Origin of the sequence: Rhizobium sp. BK251 (genome assembly GCF_004345245.1) — a bacterium.
In the GTDB taxonomy this organism is placed as follows: Bacteria; Pseudomonadota; Alphaproteobacteria; order Rhizobiales; family Rhizobiaceae; genus Rhizobium.
In genome coordinates this window covers 201393-219619 of sequence record NZ_SLUQ01000002.1, presented here as the reverse complement: position 1 = coordinate 219619, position 18227 = coordinate 201393, and the positions used below count along the sequence as shown (strand labels likewise).

18 protein-coding genes and 1 pseudogene are annotated in these 18227 nt (G+C 61.7%); 8 read left to right on the top strand and 11 right to left on the bottom strand.

The genetic code is table 11. The features are described 5' to 3' along the window. Window positions 1-79 precede the first annotated feature (79 nt). The 4 genes from EV286_RS04970 (at window position 80) to EV286_RS04955 (ending at window position 4875) form a co-directional block, all read left to right on the top strand. Complete coding sequence (locus EV286_RS04970) at window positions 80-1222, top strand: alpha-hydroxy acid oxidase (protein WP_132955912.1); 1143 nt, start codon at window positions 80-82, stop codon at window positions 1220-1222. 134 nt (window positions 1223-1356) lie between these two features. Further along, window positions 1357-2493 (top strand): PspA/IM30 family protein, encoded by a 1137-nt coding sequence (locus tag EV286_RS04965; RefSeq protein WP_132955911.1) that lies wholly within the window; start codon window positions 1357-1359, stop codon window positions 2491-2493. 4 nt (window positions 2494-2497) lie between these two features. Further along, window positions 2498-3145 (top strand): OB-fold-containig protein, encoded by a 648-nt coding sequence (locus EV286_RS04960; RefSeq protein WP_132955910.1) that lies wholly within the window; start codon window positions 2498-2500, stop codon window positions 3143-3145. After that, window positions 3142-4875, top strand: a complete 1734-nt coding sequence (locus EV286_RS04955; protein WP_132955909.1) for a flotillin domain-containing protein — start codon at window positions 3142-3144, stop codon at window positions 4873-4875. The genes EV286_RS04960 and EV286_RS04955 overlap by 4 nt, the downstream gene beginning before the upstream one ends. 15 nt (window positions 4876-4890) lie before the next feature. On the opposite strand, the pseudogene EV286_RS04950 reads toward EV286_RS04955, so the two are convergent. The 10 genes and pseudogenes from EV286_RS04950 to EV286_RS04905 all read right to left on the bottom strand — a co-directional run bounded on the left by EV286_RS04950 (window position 4891) and on the right by EV286_RS04905 (window position 11744). Then, window positions 4891-5627, bottom strand: a pseudogene (locus EV286_RS04950) (metallophosphoesterase family protein). A 2-nt stretch (window positions 5628-5629) separates the two neighbouring features. Continuing rightward, a complete protein-coding gene (gene uraH, locus EV286_RS04945) occupies window positions 5630-5986 on the bottom strand; it encodes a hydroxyisourate hydrolase (RefSeq protein ID WP_132955908.1) in 357 nt (118 codons plus the stop codon). Beyond that, window positions 5983-6483 (bottom strand): ureidoglycolate lyase, encoded by a 501-nt coding sequence (locus tag EV286_RS04940; protein ID WP_132955907.1) that lies wholly within the window; start codon window positions 6481-6483, stop codon window positions 5983-5985. Before EV286_RS04940 ends, uraH begins: the two co-directional genes overlap by 4 nt. A 1-nt stretch (window position 6484) precedes the next feature. Then, entirely contained in the window at window positions 6485-6811 is a 327-nt protein-coding gene (locus tag EV286_RS04935; protein WP_245500612.1) for a HepT-like ribonuclease domain-containing protein, read from the bottom strand. A 32-nt stretch (window positions 6812-6843) separates the two neighbouring features. After that, the gene (locus EV286_RS04930; RefSeq protein ID WP_132955905.1) at window positions 6844-7137 is read right to left on the bottom strand and encodes a nucleotidyltransferase family protein; all 294 of its coding nucleotides are present in this window, start codon (window positions 7135-7137) and stop codon (window positions 6844-6846) included. Between the two features lie 56 nt (window positions 7138-7193). Continuing rightward, a complete protein-coding gene (gene alc / locus EV286_RS04925; RefSeq protein WP_132955904.1) occupies window positions 7194-8216 on the bottom strand; it encodes an allantoicase in 1023 nt (340 codons plus the stop codon). Further along, entirely contained in the window at window positions 8217-8714 is a 498-nt protein-coding gene (uraD, locus tag EV286_RS04920) for a 2-oxo-4-hydroxy-4-carboxy-5-ureidoimidazoline decarboxylase (protein ID WP_132955903.1), read from the bottom strand. Next, complete coding sequence (gene puuE, locus EV286_RS04915; protein ID WP_132955902.1) at window positions 8714-9637, bottom strand: allantoinase PuuE; 924 nt, start codon at window positions 9635-9637, stop codon at window positions 8714-8716. The genes uraD and puuE overlap by 1 nt, the downstream gene beginning before the upstream one ends. 113 nt (window positions 9638-9750) lie before the next feature. Next, complete coding sequence (locus EV286_RS04910) at window positions 9751-10458, bottom strand: DUF1045 domain-containing protein (RefSeq protein ID WP_132955901.1); 708 nt, start codon at window positions 10456-10458, stop codon at window positions 9751-9753. 101 nt (window positions 10459-10559) lie between these two features. After that, a complete protein-coding gene (locus tag EV286_RS04905) occupies window positions 10560-11744 on the bottom strand; it encodes an FAD-binding oxidoreductase (RefSeq protein ID WP_132955900.1) in 1185 nt (394 codons plus the stop codon). On the opposite strand from EV286_RS04905, the gene mnmD reads away from it, so the two are divergent. Continuing rightward, window positions 11743-12468 (top strand): tRNA (5-methylaminomethyl-2-thiouridine)(34)-methyltransferase MnmD, encoded by a 726-nt coding sequence (gene mnmD, locus EV286_RS04900; RefSeq protein WP_132955899.1) that lies wholly within the window; start codon window positions 11743-11745, stop codon window positions 12466-12468. The genes EV286_RS04905 and mnmD overlap by 2 nt on opposite strands. Here mnmD and EV286_RS04895 read toward each other — a convergent pair. Beyond that, window positions 12457-15099 (bottom strand): response regulator, encoded by a 2643-nt coding sequence (locus tag EV286_RS04895; RefSeq protein WP_245500611.1) that lies wholly within the window; start codon window positions 15097-15099, stop codon window positions 12457-12459. The genes mnmD and EV286_RS04895 overlap by 12 nt on opposite strands. A gap of 221 nt (window positions 15100-15320) precedes the next feature. On the opposite strand from EV286_RS04895, the gene EV286_RS04890 reads away from it, so the two are divergent. The 3 genes from EV286_RS04890 (at window position 15321) to EV286_RS04880 (ending at window position 18075) form a co-directional block, all read left to right on the top strand. Beyond that, window positions 15321-16904: a trimethylamine methyltransferase family protein gene (locus tag EV286_RS04890; protein WP_132955897.1), complete on the top strand. Its 1584-nt coding sequence runs from the start codon at window positions 15321-15323 to the stop codon at window positions 16902-16904. 181 nt (window positions 16905-17085) lie between these two features. Further along, entirely contained in the window at window positions 17086-17496 is a 411-nt protein-coding gene (locus tag EV286_RS04885; RefSeq protein WP_132955896.1) for a hypothetical protein, read from the top strand. Window positions 17497-17742: 246 nt separating this feature from the next. Next, the gene (locus tag EV286_RS04880) at window positions 17743-18075 is read left to right on the top strand and encodes a hypothetical protein (RefSeq protein WP_132955895.1); all 333 of its coding nucleotides are present in this window, start codon (window positions 17743-17745) and stop codon (window positions 18073-18075) included. Window positions 18076-18227: the final 152 nt, after the last annotated feature.

The following is an 18227-nucleotide window of genomic DNA, read 5'->3' as shown; positions in this document are numbered from 1 at the left end:
AGGCAACATGGGAAATCAATGCCAGGACGCCATAAAGCGTGCTATTTTTGTAATATTTGGCAGATCTGAAAGATTGCGGATGGGCACGCCTCTTACTATTGCCGACCTCAAGAAACGCGCGCGGCGGCGCGTGCCGAAGATGTTCTTCGACTATGCGGATTCCGGCGCCTGGACCGAGCAGACCTATCGGGCGAATGAAAGCGACTTCGGCCAGATAAAGTTGCGCCAGCGTGTTATGGTCGACATGGACAACCGGACGCTTGAAACGACCATGGTCGGCCAGAAAGCATCCATGCCGGTGGCGCTCGCCCCGACCGGCATGACCGGCATGCAGCACGCCGACGGCGAGATGCTGGCGGCCCGTGCAGCGGAGGAATTCGGCATCCCCTTCACGCTGTCGACGATGAGCATCTGCTCGATCGAGGACGTTGCCTCGGTGACGACGAAACCCTTCTGGTTCCAGCTTTACGTCATGCGCGACAGGGACTTCGTGCTGAGCCTCATCAACCGCGCCAAGGCGGCCAAGTGCTCCGCCCTGGTGCTGACGGCCGACCTCCAGATCCTTGCCCAGCGGCACAAGGATCTGCGTAACGGCCTCTCCGCCCCCCCGAAATTGACGCCAAAGCATCTCTGGCAGATGGCGGCCCGGCCGTTCTGGTGCCTCGAGATGCTGAAGACGAGGCGGCACAGCTTCGGCAACATCATCGGCCATGCGAAGAACGTCTCCAGCATCTCCTCCCTCTCCACTTGGACGTCCGAGCAGTTCGACCCGCGGCTTTCCTGGAGCGACGTTGCCTGGATCAAGGAGCAATGGGGCGGTCCGCTGATCATCAAGGGCATCCTCGACCCGGAAGACGCAAGAGCCGCCGCCGACACGGGTGCGGACGCCATCATCGTCTCCAATCATGGGGGCCGCCAGCTTGACGGCGCCTCATCCACGATCGGCATGCTGCCGAAGATCGTCGACGCGGTGGGCGATCGCATCGAGATCCATCTCGATGGCGGCATCCGATCGGGCCAGGATGTGCTGAAGGCAGTCGCGCTCGGCGCCACGGGCACCTATATCGGCCGCCCCTTCCTCTACGGCCTGGGCGCCATGGGCAAGCAAGGCGTAACGCTCGCGCTTGAAATCATCCGCAAGGAAATGGACCTCACCATGGCGCTCTGCGGCAAGCGCGACATAAAGGACATAAACTCCTCGATCATCGTCGGCCGTCAGTAGCGTCCGTTCGCCACTCCTTGTCGTTATTCCGCAATGGCGAGCTATCAATGCCAGCAATCAGGCGTTGTTAACTATCGAAGATTCTTTTTTAGGCATCCCTTGAAAGCACCAAAGCGGTACTTTATGTTGTGCTCATGGTATCGTCGACAAAAGCATCTCCACAATCCACGCTGCGCTACATGTTGGCGCCGTCGGATGATGCGCGCGTTGCGATAGATGAAACGATCGCCGCGTATAACCGGATGGCCGCTATCGTAGGGGGTATCGTGTCCGAGAAGGCTGGTGCCAATCTCGTGGTCCTGCACGAGCTTGCCTACGAGAAGGTGCGTGAACAGACCGGCCTGCCAGCGCGTCTTGTGACGCTGGGCCTGCGCGACTTTGCGTCAAATCGCGCACCGGCCGGCAGCATAAACCATCTACCGCTGGATGAAAAACTCTTCGCCATCAAGGGGCCCTCCGATCTGACGATCGCGACGGTCAGCGGCCGGGTAGCGGTGCCATTCGATGTCGCGGGCTACTCGTCGGGATGGGTCAATATCTTCCCGGCATTTCTCGTCGTCACGGGAGGCCGCTATGAAATCCACATCGGCGTCACGCCGAATTCGCCACGGATGGAGGAAAGCATGAATGAGGGTGTTCTTTCGCGAATGGGCCGCCTGATCGCGGGCGTTGCAAACGCCGCCATCGACAAGGCCGAAGGCGCGAACAAGCTCGCGATCATCGAGCAGGCGATCCGAGAGATTGATTCTGCGGCCGAGGAAGCACGAACCGATCTCGGTAGGGCGCGCGCCGAGGAATATCGCATCACAGGCCGCCGTACCGAGATAGACGAAGACATAAGCGCCCTGGATGGAAAGATCCGTCTCGCGGTGTCGTCCGGGCGCGATGACCTCGCAAAGGCTGGCGTTTCGAGGCAGATCGATCTCGAAGCCCAGATTGCTGCCCTCGACAAGGCGCTTGCCGACGCAAAGGAACATGTGGACGAGGGCCAGAAGGCACTTCAGGCGGTGCTTGCCACCCGAAGGGAAGCCGAGGCCCGCCTCTCCGACTACAAGCGCAGCCTTGCACAGCATGCATCGAAATCGTCGCCTGGTGGCGCCCGCGCGCAACCCGGCGCCAGCGCAGCAAAGGCAGCGGCGGCGGTCTCGCGGGTAACAGGCGTACCGTTAGGAGAAGTTGCCAGCGGCATCGAACTCGATGAACTCGACCGTTTGCACCGTGAGAAGGCAATCGAGGCAAGGCTCGCGCGTTTCAAGGTGGGTAGCCAATAATCTCATGAACCTCCTCTTCGCCCCAGAGTGCGCCCCCTTTGCGGCCGCGGCCCTCATGATGGCCGGCCTGACCGCAATCGAAGTTCTCGCCATGCTGCTCGGCTTCTCCTTCGGCGAGATGATCGACAAGCCGCACACTGATGGACATGAGGGGATTGCGGGTCTCCTGTCCTGGCTGAATGTCGGCGGCGTCCCTATTCTTGTCTTGATACTGATGGCGCTCGGCCTCTTTTCGATTGCCGGTTTCGTCATACAGGCCATTTCCAATGCCCTATGGACGCCGCTGCCCGCACTGGCGGCAACTGTCCCCGCGATTGTGCTGGCTGTGCCGCTGGTCCGCGCGTCAAGCCGGACCGTGGCTCGCATCGTACCGCGCGACGAAACCTATGCCGTCGATCTTTCGGATTTTGTAGGACGAACAGCGGAAGTGACTATCGGACCACTCAATCAAGGACTTCCCGGTCGCATCCGCCTCAAGGATGCGCATGGCAACTGGCACAGCCTTCGAGCGAAAGCGGCAAAGGACGAGCGTCCCCTCGCCGTTGGCGCGAGGATCCTGCTCGTCGATCGCAGGGCGGATATATTCATTGCAGTTTCGGCTCCGGACGAGCTCATCGCACCGGGCAATTTATCTTTGGGAGAGAATTCATGATTTACGACGTCATTCTGCCTGCGAGCATAGGGATTGTCCTCATTCTGGGCATCGGCTTTGTGCTCGCCTCGCTCTATACCCGCTCGAGCCGCGATGAAGCCTATGTGCGCACCGGCCTTGGCGGGCAGAAAGTCGTACTCGACGGCGGTTCGGTCGTGCTGCCCATCTTCCACTCCATCGCCCGCGTCAATCTCAAGACCCTGCGCCTGGAGGTGCGGCGTGGCGAGGGCGATGCCCTGATCACAAAGGATCGCATGCGCGTCGATATCGGTGCCGAATTCTATGTGCGCGTCAAGCCGGACGCCTCGTCGATCGCGCTTGCCGCTCAGACGCTGGGCAATCGCACAAACGATGCCGAAGAGTTGCGTGTGTTGATCGAAGCGAAGTTCGTCGATGGTTTGCGCTCTGTCGCCGCAACGATGAACCTCGACGCGCTGCAGGAGCAGCGCATGGATTTCGTCAAGGCCGTCCAGGAGGCCGTCGGCTCGGACCTGCAATCGAACGGTCTCGAGCTGGAATCGGTCTCCCTGACGCGTCTTGACCAGACCGATATAAAGCACTTCAACGCCAATAACTTCTTCGACGCACAGGGCCTTGCCGCGTTGACGCGGATTACCGAAAGCCGCAAGAAGGAGCGAAACGAGATCGTGCGCGACACCGAAGTCGCCATCGCCCAGAAGGATCTCGAGGCCCGCCAGCAGTCGCTCGCCATCGAACGCACTAAGCGCGAGGCCGAGCTCAGCCAGGAACGCGACATCGCCAACAAATCAGCGGCAACGCGCGCCGAGACGGCTCAGCAGGAACAGGCTGCGAAAAGGGCGGAAGAAGAAGCTCGCATCGCATCGCAGCAGGCGATCGCGGAACGTGAGGCTGCCGCAAAGCAGGCGCGTGAAAGCGCCAATATCGACGCAACACGCGCCGTCCAGCAACGCGACACGGAAGCCAAGCGCGACCTCCAGATCGTGGCGCAGGAAAGCGCGATCGCTGTCGCCAACAAAAGCCGCGAGGAATCCGAAGCGAAGGCTACCGCCGAAGCAGCTCGTGCACTCGCCATAGCTGCCGAAGAAAAGGTCGAAACTGCCAAGGCCGTCGAAATCGCGGAGCGTGAAAAGCAGATCGCGGTCATTGATGCGCGCAAGAAAGCCGAGACGGAGGCAACTGCCGTCACTGTCGGAGCCGAAGCCGAAAAGCAGGCGGCACTCGATCAGGCCGAGGCGATCAAGACCCTCGCTACCGCCGAGGCCGATGCCGCCATCATCAAAGCAAAGGGCATATTGGAGACGGGCAAGGCAGAAGCCGAGAGCGAAGCACTGCTCAACGACGCCCGCAACAAGCTCAGCGCAGCGATCATCGAGTTCGAAATCACCCGCGAGCGGATTCGCATCATCCCGTCCGCGCTCGCCGAGGCCGTCAAGCCGATCGAAAAGATCTCCGACATCCGCATATTCGACACCGGCGGCATGCTCGGCCGTGGTGGAGGTGTGGGCAGCAACGGCTCGGGCATCGGCATGGGAGAAGGCCTCGCCGGGCAGCTTCTTGCGTACCAGGCAAACAAGCCGATCCTGGACAAACTGATGAGGGAAGCGGGCTTTGATGGCGAGAATGCGGTCTCGTCGCTGCTTGCAAATCTCGATAGCCCGAAACCGAAGGCCGCCACCGCGGGACCGATTCTGGTAAATGCCCCCGGATCGGCACCGGCTCCCGCCCCCAAGGATGCTTCCGAAAGCTAAAGCGAACTTCCGCTCTCACACCCGTCCCGTCGCCAACGCGGCCGCCCATTCCGGGCGGCCGTTTTTCGTTGCCCGCTTCGACATCGCCATGTGGTCGTAGGGGACGGTGCGAAAATATGCGGCCCAGCCAGCCGTTGTCTTCTCCAATATAGCGTAGCTTGCCATCGGATGCCCCGTCTCAACCTTGTGCTGATAGGGCCTGTCGTCCTCATAGGCCGGGCAGCCGACGCTGCCGGGATTGACGAGCAGACGTCCGCCCGAGAGCCGCACGATGCGCGGAAGATGCGTATGGCCGCAGAGGATCAACGGCAGGTCGACGCCCGCAGCCAGCGTCTCGATCTCCGGCTGCGGCCGCAACGATACCCGCCCGTCCTCGGCCACGGTTTCCATCCAGTAGAGACAGTCGTTTCGCGGCGTCGCGTGGCAGAGATAGGCCTCTCCCCTATGACAAGTTCGGTCGGAAGCTTTCGCAGCCATTCGAGATGGGCGTTGGCCAGCTGGCGGAAAGCAGTAGCGTCCGAAGCATGCATTTCGTCTAGCGCCTGAGTGATCAAGTACCGGTCGTGATTGCCGCGGACTGTCGGCAGATTCAGTTCAAGAAGCCGGTCTGCCGTCTTTCCCGCCTCCAGCGGACCGCTGAAGCAATCCCCGAGATCGACAATGTCCGAGATGCCTTCAGCGCGGATATCGGCAAGCACTGCGTCAAGCGCCAGGCAGTTGCCGTGAATGTCAGCGATTGCCGCAAAGCGCATGCCTAGCTGCCGCGATAGGTGGAATAGCCGTAGGGCGAGATCAGGAGCGGCACATGGTAGTGCGCCGAGGTGTCTGCGATGCCGAAACGGATCGGCACGAGATCGAGGAAAGCCGGGTGCGGCAGGGCTGCACCCGAGGCCCGCAGATAGTCACCGGCATGAAAGAGGAGCTCGTAGTACCCAGCCCTGAACTCCTCTCCATGAAGAAGCGGGCCTCCGTCCACCCGGCCGTCAGCGTTTGTCTCGAACGTCTTCAGATGGGTGCGATAATCGTTGTCGACGCGGAAGAGCTCGATCCTCAGCCCTTGGGCGGGCCTGCCGAGAGCTGTGTCGAGTACGTGGGTCGTCAGTCCTGTCATAGGGCCGGTTCTCTGATGATGAACGGGGTTTCGAAGAAGAATTCCTCAAGATTATTGCCAGGGCCGTCGCGATCGACAACTAGGAAATCGGAGGCTTCGCCAAGCGCCATCAGCGGATGGTGCCAGACGTTGCGGTGATAGTTCACGCCCTGACCACCTCGTGCCAGAAATGCCTGCGGCCGCCCCGGCTGCCCCCCCTCGTCGGACGACACGACCACAAGAAACGGCCTGTTCGATAGCGGCGAGAAACTCTGGCTGCCGAAGGGATGCCGCTCCATCATGACGACCGCGTGGGGGAAGACCCGCGGCTGGCCGCGGAAGATGTTGATGATCACGCGCGCGCCCTCGCCTGCGGCTTCTGCTGCTGCGAGTGCATGGAAGCGCTCCGTCGTGCCATTGTTGATGAGGCGTACCGTCGTGGGATCGGCCTCGATGACGTCGCCGAAAGGCCCGAAGGCGGATTTGGTGAGCGGCTTGATGTCGAGATATTCGGACATGCTATTCGCCTTGGGCTCGCCAGTTGCGGAGCGTGTAGATGTTCGCAACCATATCTGGAGCCTCGAAACGAGCGGTATCCCATACCTTGTCGAGGTCGATTTCAAAATAGCCATGAGCTATCCGGTTGCGCATGCCTCGTATTGAACTCCAGGGAAGCTCCGGGTGCTCGGCAACAAACTCTGGATACTTCTCCATGATCTGCGTTGCCGCTTCAGCGGCCATCAAAAGGCTCATTCCGACTGCGCGCTGCAGCACGACATCCGCCTTGAATGCCTCCCTATCCATGCCGTCTGTAAAACGATTGGCGTCAGATGCCGCCTGCAGCATGCGATCAAGATTGAGGCGAAGACGATCTGAATTCATATGGGCTTGGCTTCCGCAAGAACACGTGAGCGAACGTGCTCGGGGAAGTCCCCCGGCGTCAGCAGATGAATTGGCGTGCCGAGCATCATTTGTTCAAGGGCATCCTGAAGTCCCCCCAACGTCAGAAGGGTCGATCCCGGCAGCGCATCCACGAGAATATCCAGATCGCTATCCGCCTTGTCCTCGCCCCGGGCCACCGATCCGAAGACGCGCGGGTTCGCCGCGTTGAAGCGTTTCGTCGCTTCACGGATCGCCTTCCTGTTCTTTTCCAGCACTTCAGAAGGTCTCATGCGGCATCACTCCCGATGCCGCAAATATAGGCGAGCCGCCATGAAGAAGGAAGCGCTCAAGCCTTCACCCCGTAGAGCCTCAGCCGCATCGTGCCGCCGTCCGGATGCATGGCATAGCGCACATGCGTCACGGGCCCGATATCGGCGATCGCGCCGGCGCCATATTCATGGGTGTGGTCCGCCTGCAGCTTGCTGCGCGACAGGATCGGCTTCCAGGTCTCCGAAGCCGCGATATCGGCCTCGGAAAGCGTATCGCCCAGCTCCGGCAGGTAGGCGCCGAGCAATTCGCAGGTGTCGGGGAAATTGCCCTTGTAGAAGGCGGTATCGACGACGATGCGTTTCAGCACGCCCGGATGACCAAGGCGGATGATCGCCCAGTCATGACCGGGGCCGCGACGGCGCTTGGTCTCCCAACCGTCGCCCATGTTGATGCCGCGGCCGGGTCCAAGCATCTTGTCGGGATGGCCGTAATGGGCATCCGACCAGGCAAGCGATTTCGCACCGTTGAAGATATAGCCGAGGTCGACTTCCTCGCCCGCGCCGACCTTTGTCCAGTCGAAATAGGCAGAGCCATAGACGCGAAGACGCGCCACGCCGCCGTCGGGATAGATGTGCAACCGCAGATGCGTCCAGATCTTTTCTCTGTCGGCATTTTCGAAGAAGTGCTGGGCGCTGGGGCCGAGCGGCGATTTCGCCAGGATCTCCGTCCATTGCGTCGCATCGGTCGGGTCACCGCTCTCGACGAAGGCTGCCTCGATCGAGCAGTGCGGCGGGTAGTTGCCGGTGAAATAGCTGGTATCGACGTCGAAGCCGAAGATGCGGCCCGGCATCGCGAGCTTCACGATGGCCCAGTCGTGGCCGGAAACGCGCTTGCGCCGGCTTTCCCAGCCATCCATGTACTTGCCGTTGTCGTCATAGAGGTCCGGGTCGAAGCTTGCCGGCACGTCCTGCAGCATGCGCTCAAGCGGAGCGAAGAACTCGTCCGTCGCGTAGATGCCCTTTGCGCCGAGCCGGGCTGAAGCGAGATTGATGGCGCCGGTGGCAAAAGATGGCAGGCTCGATGCGGTATTCTCGGTCATTCATTTCTCCGGAAGCATGGATGTCAGGCGCAGAAGCGCAATCTTTTCGACCTGCGTGGTCGCTGCCGCGAATTCCTCCTCACGGCTATTTTTGATCCGCCTTTCGAAGGCGGCGAGGATGTCGTTCTTGTCGAGCCCCTTCACCGCGATGATGAAGGGAAAGCCGAATTTCTCGACATAGGCGTTGTTGAGTTCGGTGAAGCGCGCATGCTCGGCAGCGCTCAGGCGATCGAGGCCCGCGCCGGCCTGTTCCTGCCTGCTGTCTTCCGTCAACTCGCCGGCAATCGCCAGCCGTCCGGCAAGATCGGGATGGGCGCGCAGAACGCCGAGACGCTCCTCTTCGCTCGCCGCCCGGAAGATTGCCACGAGCGCTGTATGCACGCGATCGACCGTCAGAGCCTCGCCGATGAAGCCATCATGATAGGCACGCTCGGCGATGAAGGGGGAATGTTCGAAGACGCCGCCGAAGCGAGATACGAACTCATCGCGAGAGATCATCAGATTGCTTCCGGCTTGTGGTGCTCGTGCCAGTGACGAGCGATCTCGATGCGCTTCGGGATCCACACCTTGTCGTGCTTCAGAACATACTCAACGAAGCGGCGCAGCGCCGCGGCCCGGCCCGGTCGCCCGACGAGGCGGCAATGCAGGCCGACGGACATCATCTTCGGACTGCCTTCCCGGCCCTCTTCGTAAAGAGTGTCGAACGCATCCTTCAGATAGGTGAAGAACTGATCGCCGGAGTTGAAACCCTGTGGCGTCGCAAAGCGCATGTCGTTCGTATCGAGCGTATAGGGGATGATGAGGAATGGCTCGGCATCGACACCCTTCACCCAATATGGCAGATCATCGGCGTAAGAGTCCGAGGAATAAAGGAAACCGCCCTCCTCCATCACCAGCCGCAGCGTATTGTCGGAGGGTTTGCCCTGATACATCCCGTAGGGCCGCTCGCCGGTGAGTTCGGTGTGGAGCCGTACCGCTTCCAGAATATGCTTGCGTTCCACGTCCTCGGGAAAATCCTTGTACTCCAGCCAGCGATAGCCATGGCTGGCGATCTCCCAGCCGGCCTCCTTCATCGCCGCGACCGCCTCCGGATTGCGTGCCATCGCAAGTGTCACGCCATAGACCGTGACCGGGACCTTGAGACCGGTGAACATGCGCCAGAGCCGCCAGAAGCCGGCGCGCGAACCATACTCGTAGATCGATTCCATGTTCAGGTTGCGCTGACCTGGCCACGGTGCCGCACCGACGATCTCCGAAAGCAGATTCTCCGAAGCGGGATCGCCATCAAGGATAGAACTCTCCCCGCCTTCCTCGTAGTTGAGAACGAACTGAACCGCTACGCGCGCGTCGCCCGGCCACTTCGGATCAGGAGTGCTGCGGCCGTAGCCGACAAGATTGCGGGCATAGGTCTCGGATACCATCGGATCACCTTCTCGAATACCTGGAGACGGTAAGCACGGATGGCCTGCTTGTCGAGACTGAAAGTACGGAAGCGAGTTTTGCCTCGCGGGCACAAGGGTTTAACGCGGGTCGCTCAGGCGAACTTGCGGGCGCTCACCTTGCCCATCGGATGCAGCGAATGCACCCGGAACGGCCCGCCGTTTCCCTCTTCCATCAGCAAAGCGATATTGGAGACGGGGATCGGATCGGCCAGCACCGGTTCGAAGAAGCTGCGCAACGCCTGCTCGAGACGGGGCATGTCCGCCGAGTTCACAGGCCCCGTCAGCATCATATGGAAACGGAATTCGTCCATCACGTAAGGATGGCCCCAGCGATGCAGATTGGAGAACTGGGCGGCCGACAGGCCGTCGGGATCGCTGCGCTCGATCTCGGCTTCAGACAGCGGTGCCCGGAAGCAATCGAACTGCTGCACCAGGGCCGATGCGAGGTGCTCGAGAGACTCGCAGCGGTGGGAGGGAACGAGACCGTAGAAATTACCGAGCCGGGCGATCTCCAGGCAGGGAATCGTGAAAGGCAGGAGCGTGCCGGAAAAGCGCATGAGTTCCCGCAGCAGGGCTGCTTCCGAGACGTCCGGCGCGAGGCGGAAAGGCGCCTTCAACCCTCCATGAAACCCGTACCGGCGCGGCAGCGCCGTGTGAAAGGCGACCTCATGGATGCCAAGGCCGCGGATGCCGGGCGGTTCGACCATCTCGCCGGAATAGACGTTCCGGCCCAGCCAATTGGCCCCCGCAAACGTCAGCGGATCGCTCGCCGAGGGCGTAAAGCAGATAGCGTAGCGCATGCGGCCTCCTCCGTAGGCGTCTGCCGGCGCGTATTTTAGCCGACGGCGAAGGAGATAGGTGATTTGCGTGACAGATTGACGAAGCGCAGCAACCTTGCCGCTCACGATTTGTGTGATGCGACCGCAATATGGTTCGCTAGCGAGAAGCTCCGTGGCAGGGCGACTGCATCGGGTTCGTCGCGGGCCAGGCCAATGGCTGCCGCGGCGAGCCGGTGCGCAAGACCGAAGCTGACCTTGAACCCGCCGGTCAACGCAATCAGCCCTGGGTTGTCGGGATGCGGCCCGACCATGGGATCTCGATCGATCGCCTTCGGCCTCAATCCCGCCCAGCGTTCCACCACGGTCGCGTGACCGAGACATGGCGCCAGAGCCCGGGCCGCTGCGACAAGGGCGTCCAGACGCTCATCGGTCGTGAAGGGCTCTGCAAAGCTGTCCTCGCTGGTGCTGCCGACCGCGACATGCCCGCCCTCATGCGGCACGATATACAGCCCGTCCCTGAACATGACGGGCAGATCAGGATCGACCTCCGCTTTCAGAAGCGCCGCCTGCCCCTTCACCGGTTGGCCGAGTGGTACTTGAAGACCGGGAGTCATGGCATCGAGCAGCGGAAACGACCGGTAGCCGGCAGCAACAATGCAGCGTCCGAAACGGATATCGCCCGTGCTTGTCCTCGCAATGCCCTGCCCTGCGTCAAGCGCCAGCACTTCCGTCCCTTCGACGATGCGTACATGTCGGGCGTTGCGCAGGAAGGCAGCAAGAACCGCAGTCAGCGAACGTGGCGCCACGCGTGCGGCAAGCGTGTCATGGACAAAGCCACTTTCGCCCGACGCGGGATCGACCCATTCGCCTACCGGGGCCTCGTCGCGGAGATGCCAGTGAAAACGTCTCTCGCCATGGCGCCAATGGGCCTCAGCGTCACGAGAATGACCCTCGGCGATGCGACGCAGATGCGGCTTCGGCAAGGGCACGATCCGTCCCGAACGCCGATACCCGGCGCTAAGGCCGGTGGCGGCCTCCAGGGCAGCAATCTCGGCCTCAAGTGAGACCAGTGCCTCGAACTGGAACTGCTTCTTCTCCGACCAGCGGTCCGGCATGTGAGGCATAAGCGCGCCGAGAAGCCCGCCGCTCGCTCCGCTCCCGAGCGCCGCCGCATCGAAAAGCACGGTATTCAAGCCCGCACGCTCCGCATGGACGGCGGCCCAGAGCCCCATGATTCCGCCGCCGACGATCAGCAGATCGATCGACGATTGACCCGGCGGCGCTGCGGGATTATCCGCTCGTTCCATGACAGATACTCATTCCCGTGAGACCGGCGGCCCGATGCAACTCGAATGGCGCGATGGCGATATGCCCTATTCGACGGCCTTTGGCGACCACTTTTATTGCCAGACGGACGGGCGTCTGGAATGTGGGCACGTCTTCCTGAACGGCAACGGTCTCCCGGAGCGCTGGCGGGGCCGGCAATCCTTCCTGATCGGCGAACTGGGCTTCGGCACCGGCCTCAATTTCTGCGAGACCTGGCGCCAATGGAAGCTGGTTCGCGAGGCGGGTTCGACGTTGCACTTTGTCTCGTTCGAGCTTTTCCCGATGCGGGGCGACGACATAGACCGCGCGCTAGCGCACTGGCCGGAAATTGACGCCGAGCGCAAGGCTCTCGTTGCTGCCTGGCCCGACCCCGCATCCGGCACTGCAAGTCTGGAGCTTGATGGACAGACCCGCCTCAGCGTCGTCTGTGGCCCGGCGTTCGAAGGCGTCGCCGCGTCAAGCGAGGTGTTCGACGCATGGTATCTGGATGGCTTCGCGCCTTCGCGCAACGGTGACATGTGGTCGGCCGAATTGATGCAGCTTGTCCATGACAGGACCCGGGAAGGCGGCAGCTTCGCGACCTATGCCGCGGCGGGCTTCGTGCGGCGCAATCTTCAGGCTGCGGGCTTCGCCGTCGAAAGGCGCAAGGGCTTTGCGGGCAAACGCGAGATGCTTTGCGGCCTGAAGCCGGCCTCAGAGGCCTGACCGTCCCGAACGGACGAATGCCGAGCCGAGCCATCGCGAAATCTTCGCTTCGAGCAGTTCCGGACTGATGGGCTTCGATATGTAGTCGTCCATCCCCGCTTCGAGGCACAGATCCCGGTCGCTCTCCATCGCATGCGACGTGACGCCGACGATGGGCACGTGCCGGCCCTGGCATTCGGCAAGCTCGCGCGAACGGATCGCACGGGTCGCCTCATGGCCGTTCATCACCGGCATGGAGACATCCATCATCACCAACCGGGGGCGATACCTATCCCACGCATCGATTGCTTTGAGGCCATTGTCGACCACGAGGAAGCTGAGGCCGGTCGCCTGCAGGATCTGGGTAAAGACGATCTGGTTGACCTCGTTATCCTCGGCCACGAGCACGTCGAGGATTCCGGTAGGCGCCACGGCGCCAGCGAGCGGCTGCCGCTCTTTCTCGGGTTCGACGACAATGGGGGTTCTCTCCCCTGCCGCATTGCCTGCGATCGGAGCCGCAGTCGGCGGCATTCGCGCAGCCCGCACGACCTCCACGATCGTGTTGCGCAGCACGTTGGCACGCGCCGGCTTCATGAGATGTGCCTGGCCGTTCAGGGCGGCGAACTCCCGGTCCGCTCCCGCAATGTCCATGGACGTGAGGAAGATGATCGGAATGGCGTTGAAGCGACTGTCGGCGCGGATGAGCTGCGAAACCTCGGCCCCATTCATCACCGGCATCTGATAGTCGAGAACGACGGCATCGATCGTCAGTCCGAGGGCAAGCGCCTCCTCGATGATCGCGAGCCCCGTCGCGCCGTCCTCTGCGGCAAAGCCGTCGAAGCCCCAGCCCTGAAGCTGCTCCGTCACGATCCGACGGTTGATCTCGTTGTCATCGATGACGAGAATGCGGGCGCCCTTGACGTTCACCGGCAGAAACCGGGGATCGCCGCGCGCCGCTGCGGGCTTGAACGGCAGATGCACGGTGAAGACCGAGCCCTGGGCAAGCTCGCTTTCGACCTCGATATGGCCGCCGAAGAGATTGACAAGGCCGGCGGTGATCGCAAGGCCGAGGCCGGTGCCCTCGTGCCGGCGGGTGGAGGAAGAATCGGCCTGCGAGAATTTCTCGAAGATGATGTCGAGCTTGTCGACGGAAATGCCGATGCCCGTATCCTCGACCCGAAGGCTGAGCGTGGTCTCTTCGTCCTCGCCCGGCCGGCAATCCATCTCGACGAGAACATGTCCCCGTTCCGTGAACTTCACTGCATTGCCGACGAGATTCGTAACGATCTGCCGAAAGCGGCCCGCATCGCCTGTCACCATGGACGGCAATGTCGGCGCAAGGCGAACGAGGAGCTCCACGTCCTTTTCTGCGGCCGCCGATGACAACAGGGATGCGACATCCTCCACCGCCTCGGCCGGATCGAAGGGAGCTGGGCGCAGCGTCATTTGCCCGGCATCGATCTTGGAGAAGTCGAGCACGTCGTTGATGATCGTCAGCAGGGCATTGCCGGACTTGGCGATCACATCGACGAAGGTTTTCTGGCGGGCGTCGAGATCGGTCTTTGCGAGCAGTTCCGCCATGCCGAGCACACCGTTCATCGGCGTGCGAATCTCATGGCTCATATTGGCTAGGAATTCGGACTTGGCACGATCGGCGGCCTCGGCCCTGGCGAGAAGCCGCTGCAGCTCGCTTGCGCGCTCCTTGAGCTCCGTCACATCGACCCGCAAGCCTATGAGGCTGCCATCCGGCAGGCGCTTGTTGATCATCCGCAGCCAGCGGCCGCTCAGCGTCTTTTCGACCGTTTCGTGGAAAGGGTGGGAGAAGTTCTCCAGCCACTCGCCGATCCAGCTCTCGCGATCGGCATTCGGCAAGCCTTTCTGCGCGGCCAATTCGCTGCGGAAGGCGTAGAGGCGTTCCAGGACTGTGCGCAGATCCGTGCCGATGTCGATTTCGCCGATCAGCGGACGATAGAACTCCCGCCACGGCGCGTTCGCATAGGCGAGGCGATTGTCCGGATCGTAGACGCAGACGCCGACGTCGATCAGGTCGAACGCGCCTTCGGCAAGGCTGGAGGAGAGCTCGGCTCCGGGGTCCGGTGCGCGCGAAGAGGAAGCCGGGGCCGGCGCAGCGGAACTGTCGTCCTCGCCGGCACGGTACGCCGCATTCGCGACGATCGTTCGCCCGTCATCGGCAAAAATGCCCAGCGGATAGGGAACGGTTTCCAGCGCCTCTTGAATCCGCTCGAGGTCCGCGTTGCGGTTAGCATTGGACGGCTGCCCTTCCCCGATCGCCCGCCCGGCGATTTTCTCGTGCACCAGGCCGAGAATGTAAGCGCGGTCTTGCGAAGGGATGAAGCTTTCGATCTGGAACTCGAAACGCTCGCTGCCGGAGGGATCGAGGCAGGACGCCAACTCTTCTGTCCCGAACACGAGCGCCCGGCGCTCCTTGTCCTCCCGGTCCCTTGCCTCTGCGCCGGCGAACATTTCGCTCGTGCGGCGGCCGATGAAATCCGAGATATCGAGGCCGAAGAAATGGGCATAGGGCTCGTTGACCGCCACATAGCGCAATTCGCTGTTCTTGACATAGGCGGGCCGATCCAGATCGGCGATCCGGCCACATGCCATTTCAAGCAACTCTTCCCGCCGCTTCAAAACTATCTCACACTTCGCGACAATCGGCCTTACAGGGAATCAGTTGTAACGCCTCTCATTTTAACAGGACCTTAACCATAGGAGTATCGGTCGTCGGTATGATCCACGAAGGTTTTCACTCGACCGCTATCCCAGAAAAGTCGGGCACCCGTCGCAAATGACAGAGGCATCACGGGACGAATTCTGCAAGGAATCCGGAGCGATGAATCGAGTGGATGGACATGACGGACGCGACAAAATCCCTGCATGAAACCGACACATCAGAGCCTCTGCCGGAGCGCCGCAGGCGCAGCGGCGGACGGTCGGCCGAAAGGGTTCGCAAGTCCGGTACCTCCAAATATCTCAACATCGTCAACAATCTCGCCAGGACCGAACTCCTCTCGCCAGAAGCACTGGAGGATATCCACAACGCTTCGCTGACGATTCTCGAAGAAATCGGCATGGATATCATCCTGCCGGAGGCGCGCGAACGGATGAAGGCGGCGGGCGCGGATGTGACGCCGGGCACGGAACGCGTGCGCTTCGATCGCGCCATGATCACGGAGCTGATATCGACGGTTCCATCCACCTTCACGCTGCATGCGCGCAATCCGCAGCGCAACGTCCAGATCGGCGGCAGGAACCTCGTTTTCGCCCAGGTCGCCTCCGCGCCGTTCGTCTCCGACCGCGAGGGCGGCCGCCGGGCTGGCAACCAGGAAGATTTCCGCAAGCTGATCAAGCTCGCCCAGTCCTACGACGTCATCCACATGACTGGCGGCTATCCGGTTGAGCCGATCGATATCCATGCCTCGGTGCGCCATCTGGATTGCCTCTCCGACATCGTCAAGCTGACCGACAAGGCCTTCCACTGCTACTCGCTTGGCCAGCAGCGCAATCTGGACGCCCTCGAGATCGCGCGCATCGGCCGCGGCATCAGCATGGAGCAGATGGAGGCCGAACCCTCCCTCTTCACGGTCATCAACTCGTCTTCGCCGCTGCGCCTTGACGGCCCCATGCTGCAAGGCATCATCGAAATGTCTTCGCGCAACCAGGTCGTCATCATGACGCCGTTCACGCTTGCGGGCGCCATGGCGCCGGTCACGATCGCGGGCGCGCTCGTCCAGCAGAATGCAGAGGCGCTGTGCGGCATCGCCTTCACGCAGATGGTGCGCAAGGGTGCGCCGGTGATGTATGGCGGTTTCACCTCGAATGTCGACATGAAGACCGGCGCTCCCGCCTTCGGCACGCCGGAATACATGAAGGCCGTCGTCGCCGGCGGCCAGCTCGCCCGCCGCTACGGCTTTCCCTACCGCACCTCCAACACCAACGCCTCCAACACCATCGATGCGCAGTCGGCCTATGAGTCCGCCCTATCTTTGTGGGCACTGACGCAGGGCGGCGGTAACTTCGTGCTGCATTCGGCGGGCTGGACTGAGGGCGGCCTGACCGCATCCTTCGAGAAATTCATCCTCGATGTCGATATGCTGCAGATGGTCGCGGAGTTCCTCACGCCGCTCGATGTCAGCCAGGATGCGCTTGCGCTGGACGCCGTGCGCGACGTCGGTCCGGGAGGTCATTATTTCGGCACTCAGCACACGCTTGACCGATACGAGACGGCTTTCTATTCGCCGATCCTGTCCGACTGGCGCAACTTCGAGACCTGGACGGAAGCCGGACGGCCAACGACCTATGATCATGCCAACCGCATCTTCAAGGAGACGCTGAACCGCTACGAGAGCCCGCCTCTCGACCCGGCGATCCGCGAGGAACTGGACGCTTTCGTCGCCCGACGCAAGGCCGAAGGCGGCGTCGCAACTGACTTTTGAAACCGTTTCCGAGACAGATGAAACCCATTCACGCGTCCAGTCGCGGGAAGGTTTGCAGTCGCGATCAAACGTGAGCGCAAAGTGACTAAACCGAGCAGAATTCGGCAAGGCTAAGGCGCTGTTCGACACCATATTTCCTTTTGGCTCCAACACGAGCCCAGACACCAAAAAGGAATATGTCATGTCCAAGCTTCGCACTATCCTCGCGACGGGTCTCGTCGCGCTGACGATGGCGGGCGCATCCATCGCATTCTCGACACCGGCCGAAGCTCACGGCGGTGGAGGCGGTCACGGTGGAGGCGGCCACGGCGGCGGCTTCGGTGGTGGTCATTTCGGAGGCGGTCACTTCGGCGGTGGTCACTTCGGCGGTGGTCGTTTCGGCGACCACGGCGACTTCCGCGGCAGGCCGATCTTCTTCGCGCACGGTCACCGCTTCCACGACCGCTTCGATCGCTTCCCATTTTTCCTGGGTAACGACGACGATGATCCGTTTCCGTACTCCTATGCCTACTATCCCTACTACGACAACTGCCATCCCGGCTGGAGCCGCGACCGGGCAGGTCATCTTCACCGCGTGGAGATCTGCGAGTGAGGAAGTCTGACGAGCAGGCTCGACGATCGGGTTTTGACGGGCTCCGGAAAACCTCCGTGGTTTCCAGCAACGCCCTTGCAGCTATCGGTCGGTCGGCGGCGAAAATCGGCCGCAGAACGTTGAATTCCGGCATTAAATGATGAACGAAATTTAACCTCGTTTTGCGCTCACCCGACATTGCGGCGCCCCGATTAAGGCACAATCTGGCAATGGCTTAGATAAGCCGGAATTTCGAAAGGAAATGAAATGCATACGCTTCGCAACATGATGGCCACTGGCCTGATAGCGCTGACAGTCGCCGGAGCTTCAATTGCAGTCGCCTCCCCGGCAGATGCCGCACCCAATTTCGGCGGTGGCCGTGTTGGCGGTGGTCATTTTGACGGTGGCCATTTCGGTGGCGGTGGACGGTTTGCAGGCGGCGCGGCTGCCGGCCTTGCCGGCGGTTTCCTGCTTTCGCAGATCGCACGCCCCTATCCGTATCAGGCATACTCCTACGGGTCTGACACCGCCTATTGCCACATAGAACTGGTGCGCGGTGAATCGGGCCGGCTGCACCGCGTGGATGTCTGCCCGCAGTAAGCCGCGCGACACTCGGTGACCTCATCTATCCTCCCTGACCACGACAGTGAAATCTGACAGCGCCGCATTCCCGAAAGCGGCGCTGCCGCACAAGAGCCCCTGAACCCTTCCCATCCTGCGCGCCTCGCGACAGCGTCATTGACCGCCTCCCC